Source organism: Paenibacillus sp. FSL R7-0340, from assembly GCF_038002205.1.
Taxonomy (GTDB): domain Bacteria; phylum Bacillota; class Bacilli; order Paenibacillales; family Paenibacillaceae; genus Paenibacillus; species Paenibacillus polymyxa_B.
In genome coordinates this window covers 201343-221210 of the sequence record NZ_JBBOBY010000002.1, presented here as the reverse complement: position 1 = coordinate 221210, position 19868 = coordinate 201343, and the positions used below count along the sequence as shown (strand labels likewise).

Below are 19868 nucleotides of genomic sequence, written 5' to 3'. Positions count from 1 at the left end.
AATAGTTAAACGGAGGGTTTGTCTTTGAAGAATAAGATTATATTGTTTTGTTTACTAAGTACTGTATTACTCGGAGTAATGAATAGTTTCTTTTTTAATTTAGCTCTCGTACCAATTGCTAAAGACTTAAATATTTCTATATCTTTTAGCAGTTGGTTTATCTTAGGGTATTCAATTATGGTTACAGTAGGTTCAATAATATACAGTAAGCTTGCTGAAAGCATTCAATTAAAAAAACTATATCTATTTGCTTTAGTTATCTTTGTTCTTTTCTCTATCTTGGGCTTTTTTATGGATCATTTTTATTTACTTGTATTATCTAGAATGGCACAAGGAGTCGGAGGGGCAGCCTTTATTTCACTGACAATGGTTGCAATTATAGATGTACTTGATCGAGCATTATTACCGATAGGTCTTGCTTTTATAAGCTTTGCTATGGCTTTAGGATCAGGTTTAGGACCTTTACTGAGTGGTATTATTCTATCCATAACGGATTGGCACATGTTATTTTTATTTATGAGTTGTGCAATAATTTTTATACCAATTTTATATTTTACTTTTCCAGAAAATAAGGTAGAAAATAAGACTCCATTTGATTGGTTAGGGACGTTTTATTTATTATTATGTATTCTCTTTTTATTATGTGCCTTGAACATTAATTTTCTTTTTATTGTTTTTTGTAGTTTATTTTCCCTAGTATTCATTCGCCATATCAATACCGTTTCTTACCCAATTATTGATAAAAAAATATTTAATAATATAATTTTTGTTAGAATAACTAGTCTTAGTTTTTTGTTATTTTTTTTGCTAGGAGCAAATGTTTTTCTTCTCTCTTATATTTTTTCTTATACTTTTAATCCCATACAGTCTGGAATCCTATTTTTTATAAGTGCTTTAATAGGAGGGTTTGCAAGTATAGGGATTGGGAAGAATATGACTAATAAAAATGTGAAAAAATTCTATAGAATAGGATTATATATTTTTTTCATAGGTTATTTAATTAGTATTTTTAACTCAAAAATAGGCATAGTATACATTTTAACAAGTGTTTGTTGCTTCATTGCCTTTTCTGTTGTACAAGTTGCTTTAAATAATTTATTAGATTTGGAACTGAAAGAATCCAAGAAAATAAGTATTGGTGTTTATAATTTATGCAATTTTATCGGTATGAGTATTGGTGTAGCATTATTTAGTAAATTAGTTATTATATTTAATATAAATATTTGTTTTATTTTTTTATTAGCGACTGTGATTACAAAAGGATTCATGTCAAACAATATTAATACAGCAAAAGGAAACTAGTACTGAGTGAAACTGAAGGGATTTTTCAGACAGATCGGTCATTGGCTGGTTAGTTAATCAGCTTTCCAACATACCCATTTATATTATTCCTTTGGATAGTAAAATAATATTTAACAATGGTAAGGAGATAACTGGATATGAAATATATTCGTTCAATACCTGTAGTTAGTTCCTAAGAGGGGTACGGAAACGATTCGGGGATTGAGAGGCCACATATAAAATAATCCCCAGTTATTATACCCCTTTTTCCTCTATTTCCTTTAAAACGCTGCCTGACTAACCCCTGTAATAGTACAAATTTCCTTTACAGTTTTATCTGTTGTTTTTCGTAATTCAATTGCATGGTTCATTCCTGGGTGTTTATCTGTATTTTTTTTTACCCTTCCTCGATATTTTCCCTTTTGCTTAGCCAATTTTATCCCCGAACGTTGCTTTTCTTTAATCATTTCTCGATCTAGCTCACTGAATACTGCCATAACAGTTAAAAAGAATTTACCAGTAGGTGTTCTTGTATCAATTCCTAAGTTTTAGATAATAAAATGTATGTTTCTTTCACGAAGTTGTTCAACCAGCTGCAACAACTGTCAGTATTTCGATCAAGACCTTCCATTCTAGTCACAACTAAGGTATCATCGGCAGCTATCTTGGAAAGAAGTTCACCCAATTGATGCTTCTGTTTAGAAACACCACTAATTTTCTCCTTTTACAATTTCGTTCACTCCAAATTATTAATCATCACCATTTAAAGTAGAAATGCCTTGATCCATCGGTACTTCTGATGAGTCAAGGCCCCCACTCTGTCCAAAACATATATTAAATAAAATTTCATTTATTAATTACATTTCTCACTAATTATGAAAAAAATTCTCATTAATTATGACACCACACATCACACATCGACAACAGCTTCTTAACTCTTGTAAGCCTTCATAGCTTTTCTTAACTCTTTGAATGAAGGACGTTTACCATACATTAACACACCCGTACGGTAGATCTTGGCAGCCAGCCAACCGAACAACAAAATGGAGGCGACCAGAATACCAAGGGACAGCCAGATTTCCAGCAGGCTCGCCCGCTCCAGACCAATCCGCAGCAGCATGACAGTCGGCGAGAAAAATGGGATGTACCCAGCAACCTTTACGAAAATCGTATCAGGTGCGGCGATATTGAAGATACCGATATAAAAGGCTGCTAGTGACAGCACGGTAATCGGCATGATCGCCTGTCCCAACTCCTCGGTACGGCTAACGATGGAGCCCACCGCAGCGAACAATACTGCGTACAGAAAGTAGCCGAGGATGTAGAATACCAGACCATAACCCAACACCGCGATATTCAGTTGCGACAGATCCAGCCCGGCTGAGCTAAGAATGACATTATTATGCGGCAGCATAAGGTTGGCACATACAACGGCTGCAAAAACAGCAATTTGCAGTAGACCGACCAGGAAGATGCCGATAATTTTTCCGAACATCTGGGTCAGCGGTGAAACGCTTGTGATAAGAATCTCCATGATACGTGAGCTTTTTTCCGATGTCACCTCTGCAGCAATCATATTCCCCGTCATCATGGAGGAGGTGAAGAATAAAATCATCAGTACATAGACCAAACCATAGTTAATCATAGAGGTCTCTTTTTCCTCTGTCCCCACAGCTCCTCCTGCCTCAGATGGACCGTCTACTTCCCTGCTATCCACCATTACAGGTGTGCTAATTTCACGAATTTGATCGCTGGTCAATGCATTGCCGCCCATAATGGCTTTGACCTTAGCTTCCTGAAGTCCCGTCTGCAACAATGTAATTACAGCAGGAGATGGCTCTTTTTCTACAGAGACGTACTCCACTTTAGGAAACGTGTCTCCCTTGGCGTCAGGCTCCGTGAACTGCACGTAACCTTGCAGCTCCCCGTTTTTCAAGGCTTGCTGCATGGCCGGCGTTTGTACGTTGTCATAACGCACCCAGATGGCTGCCGGGTTGGATTGCTTCTTTGTAAATTGCTCCAGCTGATTCGCCACTTCTATCCGGCTCCCAGCAATCAGTCCCAAGCGATGATGCTCGGCTGCCGTTGTGCCCGAACCTCCTGCCCCATCTCCTTTAAACAAAGAAATCATATACGGCAGATTCATACCAATTGTAATGAGCAAGGCCAGTACCAGCGTTGTAATGATAAAAGATTTGGTTCTCGCCTTCTGACGAAACGTAAAACCGATCACCGTACCCAGTCTATTCATGGGAATCACCCACCTCTCTTATAAAAATCTCGTTCAGCGTAGGTTCCTTGATCTCAAAATGCTCCACATCCGTTTGCTCCAACGCCGTTTGTAAAATCAACTTCGCCGCATCCGGCTGCTCAATATGCAGCATCCAGCCGCGATCCATAGGCTCTGCACGGCGCACGCCGGGCAGCTGCTCCAGTCCGTTCACTTCACCTGTAGTAATGAGACGAACTTTTTCACGTGGGTAACGGCCCTTAATCTCCTGCACACTTCCCTGCACAACTGTATTGGAGCGATGCAAAATCGTAATATGGCGGCATAGTTCCTCCACATGCTCCATGCGGTGGGTCGAGAATAAAATCGCAGCCCCATCATCCCGCAGCTCTTTCACCGTATCCTTAAGCAATTCAACGTTCACCGGATCAAGCCCACTGAAGGCCTCATCCAAAATAAGCAGCGTCGGGCGATGCACTACAGCAGCAATAAAACCCATTTTCTGCTGATTCCCCTTGGATAGCTCCTCAATCCGCTTGTCGTAATATTCCGGCACCCCAAAGCGCTCCAGCCAGTAGCGTAGACTTTTGTCCGCCTCCTTGGCCGACATGCCGCGCAGCCTGCCCAAATAGTTAATTTGCTCGCTCACCTTCACCTTGGGGTACAACCCTCGCTCCTCAGGCAAATAACCCATCGTCCGTTGGAGCTCCTTGCTGTAGGGCTTGCCCTCATATTGAATGTTTCCTCCATCAGGGTAAATCAGGCCGAGCACCATGCGCATCGTTGTCGTTTTGCCTGCTCCATTGCCTCCCAGTAGTCCGTAAATCTCCCCGCCGTTCACATTCAGCGAAATTCCGTTCACCGCCGTGTGGTTCCCATATTGCTTCACGACCTCTTTCAATTGCAGCATGCTCATGATTACTCCGCTCCTTTTTTCTGCGTATATATCTCCGCATCTTCTGATAGTTGTCCCGCAGACCAATGTACTAAAATATCATCCAGTTCCAAACGCCGCACACGGATGGGGCGAATGCCCGCTTGTTCCAATATGGCGCTGGTCTCTCCGGCTGCCAACGTTACAATTCGTTGCAATCCGCCTTCGCTCTCCGTCTCTACCACTCCCGGAAGCTCCGATGCCTCCTCTGGCGTGCCTTCAAACCACATTTCCTTGCTATTTTCGAGCAAATGGTCTTTTTCCAGCTTGCCGAGCAGCCTGCCATCATGCATCAGAACAATATAATCCGCCAAACGCTTAATCTCGTCTATAATATGAGTAGCAATAATGACCGTCGTTTTGCCGTTCTCCATACAATCCCGCAGTTCTTCCAGCATGATTTTCCAGGCAAAAGGGTCTAAACCCGACGAAGGCTCATCCAGCAGCAACAAACGGGGGTGAGGCGCCAAGGCTGCAGCCAGCTCAAACTTACGGCGCTCTCCCTTGGACATACGCGATAATTTCGTATGCTGAGGAACCTGAAATCGTTCCATCAGACGCTGAAAACGTGTTTCATCCCAGCCGGGATACCACAAGGCTCGAAAAGCCGCTGCTGCTTCTGCTGTGAGTCGATCTTCCTCACGGGTTGGCTGCTCTGACACATACCCAACCCATTGTCGTGTATCTGCTGGCATGCCGTCTGGATACGCTTGACCGAACCAACGGATTTCACCGGAATCCGGGTGGATAAGCTGAGTCAGCAGGTGAATCAATGTACTTTTGCCCGATCCGTTATGTCCAGCCAAAGCGACTACATATCCCGGTTCAATGGTTAGATTAATCGGTCCAATTTCCCGGTTACCCCGGGTTTTATAGACCTCGCTCATCTCAATAATGGGTGTTTTTATCTGTATCCCCATAGGAACTTCCACATGATGATTTACATCGTTCTTCACGGGCCTCACTCCTTCACTTGGACTTCATACCTTCTCTTCACCATTTCTGCGAAAAGCTCCCACAATTCCTGTTCTGTCATCTGCACAGCGATGCCTGTGTCAATCGCCGTTTCCAACGCCTCAGTCACTGCTTTAAGGCGGTAACCTGAGCGCTTATCGTCCTCAACCAGAGCTACGAAGGTGCCCGTCCCCTGCCGGGTACGAAGCAAGCCCTCGTTCTCCAAATCCTGATAGACCCGCCGGACGGTGATGACGCTGCAGCGGAGCGTCCCTGCAAACTCCCGAATGGAGGGAAGCAGCGTTCCCGCTGCAATCTGTCCGGTTACGATGAGTGAACGAAGTTGCTTTTCAATCTGCGCATACAGTGGTTCCGCGCTATTCTCATCAATTTGCACTGGTATATTCACCTGCTTCTCCCCCCTTTTTATCTATCTTTGTACACATACCGCTAAGTTAAGTCCCGTTTCATAAGCCTACGCTGTGTCACCCTATAGGACACGCACATACCCAGAACTCCTGCCAGCAGCGCTCCCCACATTACCGGAGACAACAGCTGCCATTCCTTGCTATAAAATGCCGTTATCGATACCAGATTGGCCCCACATACTCGAACTATAATCGTAACTATCCCACAAATAAGCATGATGACAATGGATATCCAAAAGTAGGATTTTCCTTTTTTAAGAAATTCTAAATGAATATAAATGGCTTGAATCAGCATTCCGTAGCCTATCCAGGTAAGTGCAAACGATACAAAGAAACCTGTACTCGCATATACCCGAAACGTAGCTGACAACGTAAAAAAGAGAGTGAAAAATATTACACTATTCATAACAAACGCCAAAAGCGCCTGTTGAATTCGACTCATAATCACCGCATTCATCGGTATAGGCAAGGTGCGGAAAAAGGCTAGCATATGCGTATAGGAATCTTCCTGAAGATATTTAAATGCACGACGGTTATAAATGAATCCGAGAAACGGAATCAACACCAGCATGATAAAATCGGCTACTGGACTCAAGTTTCCACGCTCATCCCAATGCACACTTACAGCAAAACTCATGGTAAATCCCAAATACGCAATAAACAGCAATGTCCACAGCATGACATATGGATTGTTGCGAAAATCGTGCCGGGTAATCTTCCATGCCTGTTTGATGATTGTCATTTTCTTATCCTGATCCCTTCTGCACTGCCTGTAATGACGACCTCATTCTCTCTTCATACGAAGTTGTTATTACAGTAATCAGTGTTATTACTGTATATATCCTTATACACAGTATATAAACCATGAATTACAACTGTCAACACCTGAATGTAAATTGTGCGTACAATCACAAAAGCTCGCCAGGACCTATGCTACTCTGTAAATGATAAACGTTCTCAATCAAGGGGATGAACAAATGGATAAGCTACTGCACTGGGATGAGCCTATATTTAACCTTGTTAGCCGTCATCCCGAAGTGAAGGACATTATGGTAGAGTTGGGTTTTCACGATATCGCCAAGCCTGGCATGTTACAAACCGCAGGTCGTTTTATGACACTGTCCAAAGGTATTGCATTAAAAAAAGTAGCTATGGAAACCGTGGAACGCACGTTTTTGCAACATGGTTTTACCATTCAAAAATAAAGGAGCTAACGATCATGAGCGAGCTAATTAACAACCGTGAACATACAGCACAGGAATTAACGGAACGCCAACAAACGCTAAAGGAAATTATAAAAGAATTACATGCCGGGAAAAGCGTGGAGGAAGTCAAAGCGCGTTTCGCAGAGGCTGTTGGCGGAGTAAGCGTAGCCGAAATTTCGGCTATGGAGCATGCATTGATGACTGAGGAGGGAATTCCCGTATCGGAAGTGCAGCGTCTTTGTTCCGTGCATACATCGATATTCAAGGGTTCCATTGAGGATATCCACCGTCCTTCAGGACCAGAGGAACAACCGGGACATCCCGTTCATACCTTCAAGCTGGAAAATCGGGAGATCGAACAATTGGTCAACTTCAAGTTGTCATTGCACGCGGACCAATTTCAAAAGGACGACAGCCCCAAAATCATCTACAAGCTACTGGAAGATTTAAGTCTGCTGCTCGATCTCGACAAGCACTATAGCCGCAAAGAAAATCTGGTCTTTCCTTATCTAGAACGCTATGGAATTTTTGGCCCAACCAAAGTCATGTGGGGTGTGGACGACAGCATTCGTGCTGCGATTAAGGAGGCAAAGAGTCTGCTCACCGAATATAACGGAGATCGTGAACAGATTGGGAAGGCACTTGCCCATATCATGAGCGAAGTGAATGAAATGATATTCAAGGAAGAGAATATTTTGCTGCCGATGGCACTCAGTAAGCTGACAGAGGATGAGTGGCTGAAAATAGCCCGTGAAAGCGAGGAAATCGGGTTCTGCCTGACCGCTCCCGAACGTGAATGGATACCTGAACGGGCAGAGGAACCTGCAGAAGCCCTTGAGCAAACGGAAGGCACATCCGGAACACCGCAAGGCTTCGTGAGATTCGAGACGGGGATTGTATCCGTACAACAATTGGAACTACTGTTGAATCATCTACCCGTTGACCTGACTTTTATCGATGAAAATGATGTTGTTCGCTATTTTTCCCATGGTAAGGAACGAATCTTCGCGCGCACGAAAGCCGTCATTGGTCGTACCGTACAGAATTGCCATCCGCCCCAAAGCGTGCATGTCGTTGAGAAGCTGCTGGAAGATTTTAAAGCAGGCCGCAAGGATGCTGAAGATTTTTGGATTCCAATCAAGGACAAATTTGTCTACATCCGTTATTTTGCCATCCGTGATGCTGAGGGCCACTATCTGGGAACGTTGGAATTTACGCAAAATATCGCACCAATTCGTGCCTTGGAAGGACAAAAGCGTATTCTATCCGAATAGTGTCCAACCGTAAGCCACCATGTTCAGGTTTTTGCCACTCATATTTATAATATGTTGTTCTACTATAAGCTTGGCCCCCAGCTTTTCATAAAAAGTACATGCTGGATTATCTGCTAGCACCCATACGATTACAGAGTGAATATCCATACTATTAAAATGTTGAAGCAGACGTAAAAATAGTCTCTTTCCCAAGCCTAAACTATGGTATTCACTCAAAACGTAAATAGCCGTTATTTCTCCCCCATACGGGGGATATTCACCTGACTTTTCCGGACCCCCACTCACAAATCCGATGATTTCCCCCTTCTCATTTTCAGCAACGTATACCCGATGGCCGTCTTCACTGGATAGATTCGCATTCCACAGTTCTGTTCTTTGCTCATAGGAAAGCTGTTCCAGAACCTGGGCAGGCATTATATCTTTGTACGTCGTCCTCCAGCAATCTACGTGCACCTTGGCGATGCCCTCGGCATCTGATATCGTTCCTTCCCTGATGTTCATGTGAGTTCCACTCCTAGTTTCCAATATTATGCACTCTATTATATCGACGATCCAAATCTTGATCTATAATAAGAATATTCATTGTTTAGTGAAGTTGGATAGGATAACCGTTCACTACACTACTCGTTCATTACTGGAGGATTCGACTTGAATAAAATCGTTTCATTTTATGTGCCGCTTGGCATTTCGTCATTAATTGCTGCACTAACGCATGTCATCGTCAATGCCGTGCTTGCTCGTTCGGAACATCCTTCGTTTACATTAAGCAGCTATGCGGTCGCCGTCAGCCTGTGCCTACTGTTGGAAACTCCGTTAACCGCTGTACGGCAAATGACCACGAAATTCGGTTATGATCGCAAGTCCGTTCATTCTATCGGTATTTTATGTACGTTCGTCGCTGTGGCTGTATTGATCATAGGCTGGAGCATCGGGTTGACGCCCGTAGGCAATCTGGTCTTTCAATATGTATTTGGTGTGTCCCCAGTATTGATCGAACCCACCAAGAACGTATTTCAGGTTCTTACTTTACTATACATATTGGTAGCTGTCCGTAACATATATCAGGGACTTATTATTAACAAGCACCGAACGGCATGGATGACATTCAGCTCGTCCATACGTATTATCGTGATGCTAATTGCTTCCTGGTTTTTGATCCGTGCTGGCTGGACGAATGACGGACGAGTCGGTGCTGCCATTTTTATTGCAGGTATTCTCATAGAGCTGGTCGTTACTTTTTTAGAAGGCCGGGTTCTCAAAAGAAAGCTGCCTCCTGACAACGCGGAGCAAACCATCCATCATGCGAAGCATCTTCTACCTTTTTATCTTCCTTTGCTATATTCGGCGCTGGTGCTGGTTATCCTGAATCCTTCCATCCAAGCTGCGCTGAACAATACAACTGATCCACTTTTGGCCGTGGCATCCTTTTCTGTAGCACTGCAAATCCTAAATCTATTGGTCTGGTTTTGCAGCTCTTTGCATCAAATTGTGATTCAATTTTATACGTCCAAGCGCAGGGAAGTGCTGATATTTTTGAGCTTTTTGTCTATCCTGTCGCCGCTGCTACTACTGTTACTTTCCTTCGGATTTGCTGGCGATCCTGTGTTACGGAATGTATTGGGATTGGAAGGAAAATTGTTGCTAGAAACCAGAGGATTGCTTCGCATACTGGCTGTCTATGTCGCATTTTATCCTTGGGTGGAATATTTTATTGGGCGTTCGATATTGATCGGCAATACCAAACCTATCTTTATCGGCAGGCTGTTTTCTGTAAGCTTTGCGATTCTCGCGCTTATTCTGTGTATCTGCTTTTTTTCAGGACTGGACGGCAAAGTGGCGGGAATTGTGATGGCTGTTTCCTCCCCTGTCGAGCTGGGTATTTATCTGTTGCTTTACCGAAAAATCTCTACAACCACGATGAATGTGTCATCCTGAAAAAACTTACCTAGAGAGCCTTATGCAAACGCCCCGCACATTGACTCCCTATGGCACAACTCTCTTTTATGAGGTCAAAATATAAGGGCCGTTCTTTGTAATCGCAATCGTGTGCTCGTATTGAGCCCCCCAACTGCCATCTGCTGTGCTGATGGTCCAGCCATCGTCCCCCCAGAGCACGGCCCCCTCGGTTCCGAGGGTAAATACCGGCTCAATGGTAATCACCATCCCTTCGCGCAGTGGTAATCCCGTTTTGGGACGACCGTAGTGCAGAACCTCTGGCGGCTCATGCATTTCGCGACCAATGCCATGCCCGATCAGAGGCTTGACGTTGCCGAACCGCCGCCAGCCTGCCGTTTTTTCCACAGCATGCCCGATATCCCCCAACGTCCTCCCCGGGCGGGCAACCTCGATACCCCGTACCAATGCCTTATGGGTCTGCCGCAACAGTCGTGCTACCGGGCGGCTAATGTTACCTACCGCATAAGTCCATCCTCGGTCAGCCAGCCAACCATCTTTGTTAACCACAATGTCGATGGTCACAATATCCCCATCATGAAGCACCCGCTCCGAGGGAAAACCGTGACATACCACCTCGTTGACCGAAGCACAGGTGGCATAAGGGAAACCTTTATAGCCCTTTTGTTCAGGCGTGGCTCCACGCTTGCTTAAAAACTGCTCCACCCAAGCATCGATTTCAAGCGTTGTAATTCCCGGAAGAATACGACTTTCCAGCGCACGATGGCAATCTGCCAAAATACGTCCGGCCTCCCTCATGTAGCCGATTTCCTCCGGTGTTCGTATCGCTATCTCTATTGGAATCCGCCTCCTTTGAGCATACAAATTCACTAAACCTATCCCATTGTATGCACGGCGGACACAAAAAAACCGTCTCCTCTGTGGATAGACGGTTTATAAAAGTCGTATTTCTAGTTTTTCGGGTAATCGAACCCTTTAAGATACTGAAGAATTTATGCGACCGAGTTCGTTTTCCACCACCATGGTCAACTCTTCCTCATACCCTCCTGTAATCCGGTATTTTCGCACATATTCCTTTACAAATTTTTTGGGATCCTTAGGCCGGAAAATTCGAGTCATTTCCCGCAGACTTTCCTTAACTTCATTGTGACCTTTCGTTGCCATGTAACTCCCTCCCAAAACGTTGAAAATAAGTGCTCCGTTGAAGAGAATGCCGAAAAGTATTGATGTCCTTATGCAGTGAAGTAGTATGTCTAATTGCAGCTTAGGTCGGGAACACCTTATACAAGGCATGTACCTGACACTATTATTAACCGATTTTCTTTTGGCTGAATCACTACCCCATTATAACATATTCAGATACAGCTTTCAGCTTTCCAGTAAATTTACATTGATTTTACCTATCTTTTACGCATCATGTCATTTGGGGTACTCAATCAGCTGTTGCACAGGAGGTATACCTTATTTATCGGTTTTTGGAGTGTATGTGTTTGGGGTAAAATAAATAAACATAACAAGGAGGGAAAAGGATGCGCCGCTATGCTCCGCTGTTCACTGCACCTGTTGCCCGTATGTCTGCCCTGAACATAGGAACTTGTGAAGAGGAGGGCATCAATGTCTCCCTACTTGATCAGGCAGACCGTGAAATCCAAGCCAAGTTTCCTAAAATGCACAGCTTCCTGCTGCTGCGCCACGGCAAACTGATCTGGGAACGCTATTATAATGGGCATGAAGTAAGCTCTCTGAACGATTTGCGATCCGCAACCAAAAGCTTTACTTCCACGCTCATCGGCATAGCTATGGCTCGCGGTGATATGCCCGGGCCAGAGACGGCTGTGCATAAGCTGTTGTCTGAGTATTTACCTAGGCGGAAGGAAACACTGCTAGAGCAGATTACGATTCGCCATCTGTTGACCATGACATCCGGCTTGTATTGGCAGACGGGCAAAAAGCTCGGAGAAGCTTTTATCCACCGTTTTCATCGCAGCAAAAGCTGGCCGTCCTTTGCCCTACGTTTACCTGTACAGGAGGACCAACTCGGTGTATTCCAATATCGTAGTGTTGATTCTCACCTGTTGTCCGTGCTGCTGACCCAATGCTGTGGGATTGACGCCTATACGTACGCTCTCCAGCATCTGTTCGAACCCTTAGGTTTTGGAAGAAGTGGTTGGGCACAAGATCCAGAGGGCTACACCATGGGACACATCGGGCTATATCTGACATCGCGTGACATGGCTAAATTCGGCGATTGCTGCCTTCATCAAGGCAGCTGGAACGGAAAAGAATTGATTCCGGCCGATTGGCTGCATCAGGCGACACAGCGACAGGTTGAAGGCTATCCAGAATTCGGAGATTACGGATTTCAATGGTGGACAGGACGACTCCACGGTATCAACTACGCGTGTGCGCACGGACATGGAGGACAGCAAATTTATCTTGTGCCAGAAGCGAACGCAGTCGTGGTATTTACAGCAGACAGCAAGGTGAGCCGTTGGAAAAATCCGCGAACACTGCTGGAGCGCTACGTTTTGCCAGCCGTATCCTCCCTCAACTTGGAACGTTCCTGATATGAGCTTCATGTGCTTATTGAATATAGGGGGCTAAACAATCATGGAAGTCTCAGCACCAAAAATTCTAATATTATACGCCAGTTACGGGGAAGGCCATGTGCAGGCCGCTCGGGCAATTATGGACAGTTTGCGAAGACTCGGACGCTGCGAGGTACAACTTCTCGACCTGATGGCTGAATCCCATCCCTGGTTGAACGGTCTGACCAAATTTGTATATATGCAAAGCTTCAAAACCATTCCTCAGCTTTACGGCTGGGTCTATAACATCACGCGCGGTATGCAGGCTAAATCGGCCTTCGGCCATGTATTGCATTCATTCGGAATGCGTCAACTTACGCTCACTCTGAAAAAGGAGTTGCCGGATCTCGTGATACATACGTTCCCGCAGCTCGCGCTCCCGGCGTTACGCCGCAAAATGGGAATGAATTTGCCTATTGTCAACGTGGTTACGGATTTCGATCTGCATGGGCGCTGGCTGCATCCCGATATTGACCGCTACTATGTAGCCACTGAGGATATCCAGCAGGAAGCCGCCCAGCGGGGAATACCTATCGAACGCATTATCGCTACGGGTATTCCGATTCACGCTTCTTTTTATAACATGTCTGCCGACGAAATTCCTGTTCAGGAACAGGTAATTCCATCACTACAGTCTGAGACTACTACGCTACTCATTATGGCTGGCGCCTATGGTGTGCTATCCGGCATACTGGATATCTGTCGGCAATTAAGCCAGCTTCCTCAGTTGCGGCTACTGATCGTCTGCGGACGTAACCAGCAACTGAAAGCAGAAGTGGATGCGCTGTATGCAGACCACCCGGACATTTACACCTATGGATTCGTGGACTTTGTTCCAGCACTTATGCGTGCGAGCAATCTGGTGATTACGAAGCCCGGCGGCATCACACTCTCGGAAAGTATTGCATCCGGTTTACCTATTCTTGTGTTCAAGCCCGTACCCGGTCAGGAGCTAAATAATGCTCTGTATTTGCAGCAAAAAGGAGCTGCCCGTATTGCTCGCACTACGGAGGAGCTGATTCAGCATTGTCTCGACCTGATTTCCACCCCCTCTCTTGCCGAAGAGATGATGCAGGCGATTGAGCTGCTTCGTAAACCTCATCCCGCAGACCAGATTGCCGAGGATATTTTGCATCAGCTTGTGGATAAAAGACCTTCCGTCCGGACAAATTAACGAAGAATAAAGTCAGACGGAGGGGATACCTATGGAACACAAAGGGAAGGATTTGCTCCCACTAACAGGAGAAAAGGTAGAAGTGGATGGTGTTTATATTGATGAGGATGGACATGAGCAGCATTTGCACAGAGGTCAGCATTTTCCCGCTGATGTTGTTCTGGGTACTTCCGAGTGGAAAATGACCGAATACGCCTTTGATAATCATCATGAAGGACGTACTGATGAACGACTTATCCCCAAAGAGGACGATGAGGATAAAAAGGGTAAAATCACACATCCACGCCGTCGTTTACAACGCGGAGATCGCTAAATAAGACAACTTATCCACGGTTAATACCAATCTGTTGATATTTTGTGGACAATCTGTGTGCAAAATGAGCTTAATCGCTATATTGTCTACAGTTTGTGCACGATTTGTGCATAACCCATGCTTATTTTGTGGACAAGTAGTGGCGTATAGTGGATAAAATGCGTACAACATGTGCAAAACCTGTGTATAACCCTGTGAATGACTGAGCGAATCCTTTTCGTTCAGTCTTTTTCGTGTTTTTATACACATTCCCTGATTGAACTTTTTCTGGCGTTTCGGGCATATCTTTAATTCCTGTCCTCATAGCTTGTATAGTACGGATAACTTATAAAGGGGGATTTGCCTGACATGTCAGTCTATAAGTCTTCCACGGGATTGGATGAAAATATAGCAGCTGTCCTGTGCTATCTGTTCGCATTTATTGGCGCACTGGCCTTTGTCATGCTGGAAAAGAAAAGTCGATTTGTATTATTTCACGCGCTGCAATCCATATTTCTGTTTGTCACCCTCATGATCGGGCATGTGCTTGTTGGATTCATTCCGCTGCTCGGTCCTCTGCTCGCTTCCCTGCTAACGCTGGCAGGCCTTGTATTGTGGGTCATCCTGTTAATTCGCGCGGGACAAGGCAAGTGGCTCAAGCTTCCCTGGGTAGGTGATCTGGCTCTTCATCAAGCCCGGCAGTTGTGAAGACAACAAAAAACCTTGATCCTTAGCAGGATTCAAGGTTTTTGCTGTTTCGATGATTACTTTTTATCGCATGTTCGCTTCTTCTGTCCTATATGAATGTATCCCAACTTATCTGGGTTAACCATTAAATAAAAACTCTGAATATGCTCCCCGTCCGGTGTCAGTCTGAGACATAAGGTTTCTCTCACTTTTCCATCTTCCAGAAATGCCAGCTGGACCTCGCCATTGATGACGGTGTGGAACACATCTCTTTCTCGTAAAACGATTAATACCCGACGAGAAGTCAACAGGGCAAGAACGCCTTTGCGCACAACCATCGGTCTCATCACCGTATGCACATTACCTCCGCCATCTGACACGAATACAGGTTGTTCAGCCAGTAGTTCCAGCATAGCAGTCACATCGTAGGCAAGAAAGGCGGTTGTAAAACGTTCTAGTAGTTTTATTCGGGATGAGTTATTCATATTACGACTGGACTGAGCCTCAAGAGCAGATTCTCCTGAAGATAGAATACGACGGGAGCGACTGAACAACTGACGACAGTTGCTCTCAGTCTTCCCCAGCAATTCCGCAATATCTTTGTAATCATATTGAAAAGCTTCCCTCAGCACAAAAACAGCCCGCTCTATCGGCTTTAGCTGCTCCAGCAAAACCAGAAAAGCGTAAGATATCATGTCTTTACGCTCTAACCAATCCGCAGGGAGATCTGCGCTTTCACCCAACGGCTCCGGCAGCCACTGTCCTACATATGTCTCTCTTTGCTTGCGCGCAGAGTTCAACAGATTCAGACACCGATTCATCGTCATTTTGGCTACATAGGCTTTGGGATTGTGTATATCATCCAAGGGCTTATTCTTCAGCTCGACAAAGCAGTCTTGAACTACATCCTCGGCATCCGTAACCGTTCCAAGCATGCGATAAGCAATGGCAAAAGAATATTTGCGATATCTCTGATACAGCTCCTCCAGATTTAAATCCACCGATTCTTGTTCAATTCTGTGTTCTTTGCCAGACAAAGCGTAGCCCCCTGTTCATTTAAAGAATGCCCGGATACATTCCCGTTGCAATCGCAATCCGGTTCCAACTGTTAATCACGTTAACCGCGGTAATCAAATCTACGTATTCTTCCTCTGTAAAATGTTCTCTGACCCTATTGTACAAATCCGTAGGTACCCCTTGTTCAGAGATACGGGTGACCGCTTCAGCTAATTCAAGCATAACACGTTCTTTTTCCGTGAACAAAGGAACCTCCCGCCATAAGGCTAGCTGCAAAATGTGGTCAGCATAATCCCCCAGCTTGAGCAAATCCTTCGCATGCATATCCAGACAATAGGAACATCCATTGATTTGGGATACTCTAATTTTCAGTAGTTCGTACAATACTTTGTCTGTAAAACGACCGGAAATATATTTTTCCATCTCCATCATTACCTTGAATGTACTAGGACTCACTGCTCTGTGATTGAATCTTAAACTCACGATACATCGCCTCCATTATTGGTTTACATATAGAAGACAAATGAACATGTGATTTTGTGACAAAGTGCAATACATCAATTGGGAATTGCCCTCCATTGACATAGCATGTATTATAGATAAATGATTTTATGTAAAGAAGGTGAGCACTCATATGAGCGGAAAAGGTATTATAAAAGAGTTTAAAGAATTCGCTGTACGGGGTAACGTGATTGACCTCGCGGTCGGTGTTATCATCGGTGGAGCGTTTGGCAAGATTGTCACTTCTGTGGTAAACGATATTATCATGCCTCCGATTGGTAAACTTCTGGGCGGCATGAATTTTCCAGACTTGTATGTAGCTTTACGAGCTGCCGATCCTTTAAATGCTGACGGTACACGCATGACTTTGGCACAGGCCAAAGAAGCAGGGATTGCAGTCCTCGCCTATGGTCAGTTCATTAACGTCCTGCTGGACTTCCTGATCGTAGCCTTCTGTGTGTTCATGCTGGTCAAAGGGATTAACATGCTGAAACGCAAAGAGGAAGAAAAACCTCCTCAGGAAAAAACGATCAAGGAATGTCCACATTGCCTATCCGAAATTCCTGTAGCCGCTACCCGTTGCGCACATTGCACTTCCAAGCTGGAGGGGTACGTCGAAGCACGCTGACTCAACCCACACCTATATGACTACAACAAACGGCTTAAGACGATGTACCGTCTTAAGCCGTTTTGGTATGGTGTGAGAGATCTGATTAGTTGAAATTGGTGATAATGCCACGGGGTCTGACGGGCAAGCCCTCAGCGTACAGATGGGAAACATCACCGAAGCCGATGCAACGGGGAACTGCCCATTCCTGGGAGCGCTCATCAAACAAGATCGTGGTTACGGAGCTAGGCGGCATCCAAAAGCCGGACCAGACCAAGGCCAATGGCAGCTCCAACAGATGAGCAAGCCAGGTCAGCCCGAAGCCGCCATGACAAAATACGGCCACCTGATCTTCGGTATGCTTCAGAATCCGGTACCTGCCCTCCACCCGCTCAAAGCCTTGCCGTTTCAGGAATTCATCGGAATGAAGCTTCAGCCGCTCGAAGGTTTCGGGACTCTGCGTTCCCTGATAATAGGAAATCTCCTGCCAAGAGTCATGAGTCGGCAGGGGCATTTCGGAACGGATCACTTCACCTGGCAAATCCCAATGGGAAAGACGGCCGTATGGAGTTTCCTCCAGCTTTAGAGCCAGCTCCTGTGTCCAGTGTTCCACTTCATGAGTCATACCCAGAGAGTCGGCGGTGTAGCGCATTGTATCCAAAGCCCGCCCCAAAGGAGAGGCATAAATTCGATCCAGTCCGTGACTGGAAAGCCGTTTGGCCAGTGCCTGGGCTTCCAAATGCCCCTCCGGCGTGATGGTGTTATTGGGGTAATCGGGGTCTGCGTGTCGGATAATATACAATCTCATTATTGGTTCTCCGTTCCTATGAATGGCGACAGGATCACTTTATCTCATTCCATCGATTAGTTCTCCTGATCTTTAACGTTTATTCAGCAAATTTTCCAAAATCGCGCGCAAATCCCTGTCTTCCTGGTAGACTTCCTCACCTGTATCCAGTTCAATAACCCGGATATATGTATAATTGGCTCTGACATCGACTGGTTTAAAAATCAATTCCTCCGGATTGTCTGGGCGGACATCATAGCCCATATTTTTGAACATATCCGTGATTTGATCAATCCCCGGCTTGCCTCCGCTTTCCAGCATAATCAACCCGCGCAGTTCCTTGGGTTCCTCCGGATGCATGACTCGAAAATGTACTATACATTCCATGTAAAATCGCTCCTTTCAATCGTAAATCTGTGTGATGTTGCAAATCCTCATGTTCCCAGCATACCCCAAATGCCACTCCACATTCCACACCCGCCTTCATATCGTCAGGACAGAAAACACGTTATACTGTAAAGTAGACCTTTGATTTCTGCTTACTATAGGAGGAACCACGATGACTAGCGAGCTTCTGGATATCTACGATGATGAAGACAACCCTCTTGGCACAGCCTCGCGACAAGACGCACATGCCAAGGGATACTGGCACCATACCTTTCACTGCTGGCTAGCACGAGACACTTCGACAGGCCGTCGCTTGCTGTTCCAACAGCGTCAGGATACGAAGGACACCTTCCCCGGATGCTACGATATTACAGCAGCCGGTCACTTGACGGCAGGCGAAGATATGTCTCAGGCGGCTCGTGAGCTGGAGGAAGAACTGGGCATTCATGTTCCCTTTACCTCATTAACACCGCTGATGACCGTTCGGTATGAAAGCAAAGGTACCGCACAGGGCACCTCTTTTTGGGATCGGGAGGTTAGCTCGGTGTTTGGACTGCTATCGAACCAGCCATTGGAAGCTTATCACCTCCAGCAAGAAGAAGTAGCCGGACTGTACGAAGCAGATCTTGACCAAGCACTGGCCCTTTTTGAAGGCCATATTCCCTTTATCGAAGCCCATGGCATTACGTCGGGGCCAAATCCAGAAAAAAACCGCCGCCTGATTACATCGGATCAATTCGTGCCTCATAAGGCGGGCTATATTACATCTATATGCCGGGCACTGATGGAACTTCCTACCCGGTAATCTTTAGCTATTCTCCAGCTGACATATATTTGCCGATAATGCCTTCATACCGCCAGCCATACCGGGTCGACAGTTCTCTGCCCATATCATGCTCCAGCTCATACAGAATAAGATCCTGAGCAAAATGATTAAGCAGCAGGCCTGTCATTACCGGATGCTCGGTAATAAGCGCCTGTGTCGGGCAATTCTCTCCCCGCATACCCAGCATGCACCAACGCCGATCAATAACAAAAGAAAACTTCCGCCCTGCTGGTTCCTGTCCGTCTGTACCAGACCCAGACGGTAACCACGGTCCCATCATGCTTTCTCCGTTATCGCAGGACCAGAGCAGACGCACACCTCGACTCTCAGCTTTCTCCAACTCTGTCCGCAGCAGCTCAGCTTCCTCGCGCCACAAATCCAACACAATCTCATGCTCTGCCCGTTCCAATTCACGTGTCAGACTTTCCAGCACCTTCCGATCGCCTTCCGCATTATAAAAGGTCGGCTTGGTTGGTTCTGTTCGTGGCATTTCTTTCTCCACTGCGCGTAGGGACTCCTGCATTTGTCCTTCGATCATCCGGGTCAGTTCACCCGGTGGCAGCATGCTGTAACGTACAGGCTCTCCAGCACTGGTTCTGAGGTATCCCTGCCCGGCCAAACGCTGTAAAGCCGCGTACACGTTGGAGCGCGATGCACCCAGACGCTTAGCCACTTCATAGCCGGAAGCCGCATTTTGCCTCGAAAGCTCGACCATAACCTTGGCTTCCATTTCCGTAAAACCCAGATTCCGCAGATGATGCAGCAAACGCTCCATATATTCT

At 45.7% G+C, this 19868-nt stretch carries 23 protein-coding genes and 1 pseudogene; 10 read left to right on the top strand and 14 right to left on the bottom strand.

Annotation, left to right across the window (positions count from 1 at the left end; genetic code table 11):
• Positions 1–24 precede the first annotated feature (24 nt).
• Positions 25–1302, top strand: coding sequence for an MFS transporter (locus tag MKX59_RS23910; RefSeq protein WP_071559365.1), 1278 nt, complete (start codon positions 25–27; stop codon positions 1300–1302).
• 260 nt (positions 1303–1562) lie between these two features.
• Here the strand turns inward: MKX59_RS23910 and MKX59_RS27635 are convergent.
• From MKX59_RS27635 to MKX59_RS23875, 6 genes and pseudogenes are all read right to left on the bottom strand, one after another.
• Positions 1563–2027: pseudogene (locus MKX59_RS27635) on the bottom strand (recombinase family protein); the annotation flags it as partial.
• A gap of 185 nt (positions 2028–2212) precedes the next feature.
• Positions 2213–3532, bottom strand: a complete 1320-nt coding sequence (locus MKX59_RS23895) for an ABC transporter permease (protein ID WP_340859078.1) — start codon at positions 3530–3532, stop codon at positions 2213–2215.
• Complete coding sequence (locus MKX59_RS23890; RefSeq protein WP_023986841.1) at positions 3525–4427, bottom strand: ABC transporter ATP-binding protein; 903 nt, start codon at positions 4425–4427, stop codon at positions 3525–3527. The genes MKX59_RS23895 and MKX59_RS23890 overlap by 8 nt, the downstream gene beginning before the upstream one ends.
• A 2-nt stretch (positions 4428–4429) precedes the next feature.
• Complete coding sequence (locus MKX59_RS23885; RefSeq protein WP_034095140.1) at positions 4430–5365, bottom strand: ATP-binding cassette domain-containing protein; 936 nt, start codon at positions 5363–5365, stop codon at positions 4430–4432.
• A 41-nt stretch (positions 5366–5406) separates the two neighbouring features.
• The gene (locus MKX59_RS23880; protein ID WP_023986839.1) at positions 5407–5808 is read right to left on the bottom strand and encodes a GntR family transcriptional regulator; all 402 of its coding nucleotides are present in this window, start codon (positions 5806–5808) and stop codon (positions 5407–5409) included.
• 41 nt (positions 5809–5849) lie between these two features.
• Complete coding sequence (locus MKX59_RS23875; RefSeq protein ID WP_053324551.1) at positions 5850–6569, bottom strand: hypothetical protein; 720 nt, start codon at positions 6567–6569, stop codon at positions 5850–5852.
• 235 nt (positions 6570–6804) lie between these two features.
• On the opposite strand from MKX59_RS23875, the gene MKX59_RS23870 reads away from it, so the two are divergent.
• Both MKX59_RS23870 and MKX59_RS23865 read left to right on the top strand, forming a co-directional pair.
• On the top strand, positions 6805–7032 hold the full coding sequence (locus tag MKX59_RS23870; protein WP_340859076.1) for a DUF1858 domain-containing protein: 228 nt from the start codon (positions 6805–6807) through the stop codon (positions 7030–7032).
• A 14-nt stretch (positions 7033–7046) separates the two neighbouring features.
• A complete protein-coding gene (locus tag MKX59_RS23865; RefSeq protein ID WP_071559368.1) occupies positions 7047–8306 on the top strand; it encodes a DUF438 domain-containing protein in 1260 nt (419 codons plus the stop codon).
• Here MKX59_RS23865 and MKX59_RS23860 read toward each other — a convergent pair.
• A complete protein-coding gene (locus MKX59_RS23860) occupies positions 8295–8807 on the bottom strand; it encodes a GNAT family N-acetyltransferase (RefSeq protein ID WP_068941264.1) in 513 nt (170 codons plus the stop codon). The two genes, MKX59_RS23865 and MKX59_RS23860, sit on opposite strands and share 12 nt — an antisense overlap.
• 147 nt (positions 8808–8954) lie before the next feature.
• Here MKX59_RS23860 and MKX59_RS23855 point away from each other — a divergent pair, with 147 nt between their 5' ends.
• On the top strand, positions 8955–10241 hold the full coding sequence (locus tag MKX59_RS23855; protein ID WP_023986834.1) for a hypothetical protein: 1287 nt from the start codon (positions 8955–8957) through the stop codon (positions 10239–10241).
• 66 nt (positions 10242–10307) lie between these two features.
• On the opposite strand, the gene map is transcribed toward MKX59_RS23855, so the two are convergent.
• Both map and MKX59_RS23845 read right to left on the bottom strand, forming a co-directional pair.
• The gene (gene map / locus MKX59_RS23850; protein WP_081365928.1) at positions 10308–11090 is read right to left on the bottom strand and encodes a type I methionyl aminopeptidase; all 783 of its coding nucleotides are present in this window, start codon (positions 11088–11090) and stop codon (positions 10308–10310) included.
• A gap of 105 nt (positions 11091–11195) precedes the next feature.
• Positions 11196–11384, bottom strand: coding sequence for a hypothetical protein (locus MKX59_RS23845; RefSeq protein ID WP_007428354.1), 189 nt, complete (start codon positions 11382–11384; stop codon positions 11196–11198).
• A 365-nt stretch (positions 11385–11749) separates the two neighbouring features.
• On the opposite strand from MKX59_RS23845, the gene MKX59_RS23840 reads away from it, so the two are divergent.
• The 4 genes from MKX59_RS23840 (at position 11750) to MKX59_RS23825 (ending at position 14982) form a co-directional block, all read left to right on the top strand.
• Positions 11750–12787 carry a serine hydrolase domain-containing protein gene (locus MKX59_RS23840; RefSeq protein WP_071559370.1) on the top strand — a complete coding sequence of 346 codons (1038 nt, stop codon included), beginning with the start codon at positions 11750–11752 and terminating at the stop codon, positions 12785–12787.
• Positions 12788–12830: 43 nt separating this feature from the next.
• Positions 12831–13982, top strand: a complete 1152-nt coding sequence (locus tag MKX59_RS23835; RefSeq protein ID WP_076158728.1) for an MGDG synthase family glycosyltransferase — start codon at positions 12831–12833, stop codon at positions 13980–13982.
• A 31-nt stretch (positions 13983–14013) separates the two neighbouring features.
• Positions 14014–14295 carry a hypothetical protein gene (locus tag MKX59_RS23830; protein ID WP_023986830.1) on the top strand — a complete coding sequence of 94 codons (282 nt, stop codon included), beginning with the start codon at positions 14014–14016 and terminating at the stop codon, positions 14293–14295.
• Positions 14296–14643: 348 nt separating this feature from the next.
• Positions 14644–14982: a DUF4870 domain-containing protein gene (locus tag MKX59_RS23825; protein ID WP_023986829.1), complete on the top strand. Its 339-nt coding sequence runs from the start codon at positions 14644–14646 to the stop codon at positions 14980–14982.
• Positions 14983–15038: 56 nt separating this feature from the next.
• On the opposite strand, the gene MKX59_RS23820 is transcribed toward MKX59_RS23825, so the two are convergent.
• Together MKX59_RS23820 and MKX59_RS23815 are read right to left on the bottom strand one after the other, a co-directional pair.
• The gene (locus MKX59_RS23820; RefSeq protein ID WP_071559372.1) at positions 15039–15998 is read right to left on the bottom strand and encodes a sigma-70 family RNA polymerase sigma factor; all 960 of its coding nucleotides are present in this window, start codon (positions 15996–15998) and stop codon (positions 15039–15041) included.
• 19 nt (positions 15999–16017) lie between these two features.
• Positions 16018–16461 carry a carboxymuconolactone decarboxylase family protein gene (locus MKX59_RS23815; RefSeq protein WP_023986827.1) on the bottom strand — a complete coding sequence of 148 codons (444 nt, stop codon included), beginning with the start codon at positions 16459–16461 and terminating at the stop codon, positions 16018–16020.
• 151 nt (positions 16462–16612) lie between these two features.
• On the opposite strand from MKX59_RS23815, the gene mscL reads away from it, so the two are divergent.
• Positions 16613–17107: a large conductance mechanosensitive channel protein MscL gene (mscL, locus tag MKX59_RS23810; protein WP_023986826.1), complete on the top strand. Its 495-nt coding sequence runs from the start codon at positions 16613–16615 to the stop codon at positions 17105–17107.
• 85 nt (positions 17108–17192) lie between these two features.
• Here mscL and MKX59_RS23805 read toward each other — a convergent pair whose 3' ends face one another.
• Positions 17193–17894, bottom strand: coding sequence for a histidine phosphatase family protein (locus MKX59_RS23805; RefSeq protein ID WP_023986825.1), 702 nt, complete (start codon positions 17892–17894; stop codon positions 17193–17195).
• Positions 17895–17966: 72 nt separating this feature from the next.
• A complete protein-coding gene (locus MKX59_RS23800) occupies positions 17967–18260 on the bottom strand; it encodes a hypothetical protein (RefSeq protein ID WP_023986824.1) in 294 nt (97 codons plus the stop codon).
• 172 nt (positions 18261–18432) lie between these two features.
• On the opposite strand from MKX59_RS23800, the gene MKX59_RS23795 reads away from it, so the two are divergent.
• Complete coding sequence (locus tag MKX59_RS23795; protein WP_053324547.1) at positions 18433–19065, top strand: NUDIX hydrolase; 633 nt, start codon at positions 18433–18435, stop codon at positions 19063–19065.
• A 7-nt stretch (positions 19066–19072) separates the two neighbouring features.
• Here MKX59_RS23795 and MKX59_RS23790 read toward each other — a convergent pair whose 3' ends face one another.
• On the bottom strand, positions 19073–19861 hold the full coding sequence (locus MKX59_RS23790; protein WP_023986822.1) for a TrmB family transcriptional regulator: 789 nt from the start codon (positions 19859–19861) through the stop codon (positions 19073–19075).
• Positions 19862–19868 lie beyond the last annotated feature (7 nt).